Here is a 3349-nt window from a genome sequence, read left to right as displayed (position 1 = left end):
ACATTCATATAATGGTTACAAGACTCCGTTCGAAGCCAGGACAGGAATCAGCAATTATTAAGACACAAGTGTTACAAAAATGCTTGACCACTACAACTTAAAGTTCACTCGAAGTGTCAGAGTGGATTTCAGCAGGAAAAATTTATTATTTAAGCAGGAAGGTAAGGGAAAATGGACGTATATAAGAAACAGGTATTTGATGAAGAACGGGCTCTGTATGGCAAAACGGGGGTGCAACTATCAAAGTGACGGGCGTGAAGGAAATCATTAGGGATGATGTGGATGCCAAAGGCCGCATCGTTCTTGCCGAAGAATCTCATTGCGCCTGAGGGAGTGTAGGCCTATGAATTACCGGAGCATAAATCGGCGCATGGCCGTAACGGCGCTTTTGCCGTTGCTGTTTGTGCTGGCCATGAGCTTTCATTATATCCCCAAGCTGCTGCATGAAATCATAGGTGTAGCCTGGCTCCTGCTGGCAGGAGTTCATCTCTATCAGAATCGTCACTGGCTGAAAAGCCTGCAGCAGGGCAAATGGAATTTCCAGAGGACTTTGGGCACGGTCATGGATATCCTGCTGCTTGCCGTGGTGCTGGTGGCTGTGTTTGCCGGCCTTGGCATATCCAACTTCCTGCTGAAAGATGTCATGCCGTTGGAAATCCAGCGCAGCATTGTCATTCATCAGTATCATGTATCCCTGCCCTATGCTCTGCTGATTTTGTGCGGCCTCCACTGGGGCCTGCATTTCAAAGGCTGGCTGGGGCAGTGGCAAAAGGTCTTTGGCTGGAAACTGTCTGCTGTGGCTAAACGGGCAATCGTGGCAGCCTTGAGCCTGGCGGTGCTCAGTGCGGGCATTTATGCTTCGTTCCTGAACCGCATCGGCGACCGCCTGCTGATGAAACATATCTTTGCCACGGCCGCCACCAATGAACCGGCGGCCATCTATGTACTGCTGCTCTGCGGAACCATCGGACTCTATGTTTTGCTCGGAGCCGCATTGCAGCGCTATCTAAAAGCATGAACATTTGATATTGGAGGTAATCACATGAGTAAGAAATTAGTAGCTTATTTTTCCGCCAGCGGTGTGACGGCAAAGGCTGCCAAGAACCTTGCCGAGGCGGCTGGGGCAGATTTGTTTGAAATCAAGCCGGAAGTGCCCTATACCCAGGCCGATTTGGATTGGCATGATAAAAATTCCCGCAGCTCCGTGGAGATGCGGGACAGCAAATCTCGTCCGCAGATTGCGGCAGGTGATGCCAAGGTTGCGGATTATGATGTGATATTTGTGGGCTTTCCCATCTGGTGGTATGTGGCGCCCACCATCATCAACACCTTCCTGGAAAGCTATGATTTTGCCAGCAAGACCATTATCCTTTTTGCCACCTCCGGCGGCAGCGGCTTTGGCAAGGCTGTGGAAGGGCTGAAAGGCAGCGTGGCAGATAGCACCGTTATCCGGGAAGGCAAACTGATGAACGGGAATCCTTCGGTTGATGGACTTAAAAAATGGGTGGAAAGCTTATGACGGCCCGCACTGTCATGCCTTATAGGTATCCGCAAAGATCTGTCATACCGAGAAAGAATTGACCTTTACTATCGGCGCACGAACCTTGATTTTCTGCAGGGAAAATGCTATAATCTAGCCATAGAAAGCAATAAGACAACACAAATAGAGCAAGCCACAATGACGGCTGCCCCAGTGTTGTAGCTATATAAGAACTACAGCTTGTGCGAAAAGCTGATAGCTCGTCAGATATCGTGCCTTAATTGTGCGAACCGCCCTTTGGAGGGGCGGTTTTTTCATGCTCCAATAAGCATTTCAACCCGCGTCCGACTAGCGTAATGCCTGCCAGATACGCCACATGATCGGCTATATGCGTACTAAGTACACCTAGTCCCGAAAGGGTTAGTATCAACAAACACCAAATGATCACCAGTGTGGCAACCACCTGCCGCCAAGTCGGGTTGGGGAAGACCGTCTTTATCAACTGAATCAGATAGCCTTGCTTGTGCATGAAACATGCACCTCCTTCCGTTCGAGAGTTTTACCTCCTTCTCGGATAGTGTCATCTATATGAAAACACTGGAGTCCCAACAGCCGTCATTGCTCCGTACCAATCATGGTTACTTGCTCCGTCATCTATTATATACTAGATGCAGGCATAAATAAAGGGCGCAGGGAGGGATTTGACATTTAGGGCTAGAAATACAAAGGGGAGGTATGAAAAGAATAGGGGGTTGAAAATGATTGCGGTTGTACTTATTCTGCTGGCGGTAGCAGTTATCTATCTGGTAAGCAGGAAGAATCGGGACAAAGAGGAAATGTCTAATCGGCAACGGGTATATATTGTGCCGTTGAAATCGGTAACTACTTTGAGCCTAAGGTTCTTTAATGACGATGATACGCGCAATCGGTTCAGGTGTATGTTGCTACAGGCTGTATTCACCTGCATGGCGGAACAGTCTAAGGTTTGGTGCGCTGACGATGAATGGTCAGAAGCGCGGCAAATTATTGTAGATTTCTATGATACGTTGAAGGCTACTACGAGGAAAAGCTTCAAATCAGAGGTGGATTTTAACGTTTTGTACGGCCCCATATTGGAGCTACAGAAGAATGCAGGAGTACGTTACAGGCCAAATGATATTCTACTTCCTGTGATTCAAGCATTTAGGCATGAATCACAGGTGTCGGATGAATACTTCGTCAAACTTATGAATGACTGGTATAATCATGACTTCCTACGCTTCTCGGATTTGAATGCGGAGTTCAAGAGGTATGTGATAATTGGGCTGAAGGGAATTAACTGAAAACCGCTCAAAAAATAAATTGTCCTAGCTAGAGATGGTGGAATATGCAGAATAATAAAAATGAAACAAGCAAAGCTATAACGCAAGCGGAAATTTCTGCTCGTGTGTCATCGTTATTCAAATATATCCAAGAACTGAATAAGTTAAAACAGAAAACAATTCTGAATGTCCAAGATTATCGTTGGCAGCTATGGTGCTCTGATTTGCCTGATGATCCGGATAATGTAAAACTGATTTATCAAGATCGAACGGATGAAGATAGTGTAGTTATGGCAGAGGAGCAGAATAATACCCTGCTCGCGGTTCACAAAGAAGATTTTCAATCTTGCCCAGTGCCGCCTGAAAGCCTAACGGAATGGTTGAAGAATGATGATTGGAAGGATTATCGTAAGGATGTAGAATATTTTGACGAAAAAGTTGTGACGGAAATAGATTCTGAGACTGAGGAAGAGTATAATGGGCCCCTTGTCAAGACCACATTCTAAAATTTTAAGAGTGTCAGTGAACAGAGTTATCCTACGCAGCGAAGCAACCAAAATAGAATTCG

The 3349-nt window shown here is 46.4% G+C and carries 5 protein-coding genes; 4 read left to right on the top strand and 1 reads right to left on the bottom strand.

The features are described from left to right. The first annotated feature begins 343 nt into the window (after positions 1-343). Both BUB68_RS14760 and BUB68_RS14755 read left to right on the top strand, forming a co-directional pair. Positions 344-1018: a hypothetical protein gene (locus tag BUB68_RS14760; RefSeq protein WP_073093041.1), complete on the top strand. Its 675-nt coding sequence runs from the start codon at positions 344-346 to the stop codon at positions 1016-1018. A 24-nt stretch (positions 1019-1042) separates the two neighbouring features. Beyond that, positions 1043-1519 carry a flavodoxin gene (locus tag BUB68_RS14755; RefSeq protein WP_073093038.1) on the top strand — a complete coding sequence of 159 codons (477 nt, stop codon included), beginning with the start codon at positions 1043-1045 and terminating at the stop codon, positions 1517-1519. 238 nt (positions 1520-1757) lie between these two features. Here the strand turns inward: BUB68_RS14755 and BUB68_RS14750 are convergent, their stop codons facing one another. Then, the gene (locus BUB68_RS14750) at positions 1758-2009 is read right to left on the bottom strand and encodes a hypothetical protein (RefSeq protein ID WP_073093036.1); all 252 of its coding nucleotides are present in this window, start codon (positions 2007-2009) and stop codon (positions 1758-1760) included. 229 nt (positions 2010-2238) lie between these two features. On the opposite strand from BUB68_RS14750, the gene BUB68_RS14745 reads away from it, so the two are divergent. Continuing rightward, positions 2239-2802, top strand: a complete 564-nt coding sequence (locus BUB68_RS14745) for a hypothetical protein (protein ID WP_073093033.1) — start codon at positions 2239-2241, stop codon at positions 2800-2802. Positions 2803-2846: 44 nt separating this feature from the next. Then, positions 2847-3287 carry a hypothetical protein gene (locus BUB68_RS14740; protein WP_073093030.1) on the top strand — a complete coding sequence of 147 codons (441 nt, stop codon included), beginning with the start codon at positions 2847-2849 and terminating at the stop codon, positions 3285-3287. Positions 3288-3349 lie beyond the last annotated feature (62 nt).

This window comes from Pseudoselenomonas ruminantium (assembly GCF_900142515.1).
Lineage (GTDB): Bacteria > Bacillota > Negativicutes > Selenomonadales > Selenomonadaceae > Selenomonas_A > Selenomonas_A ruminantium_D.
This window is presented reverse-complemented; position numbering and strand designations above follow the sequence as displayed.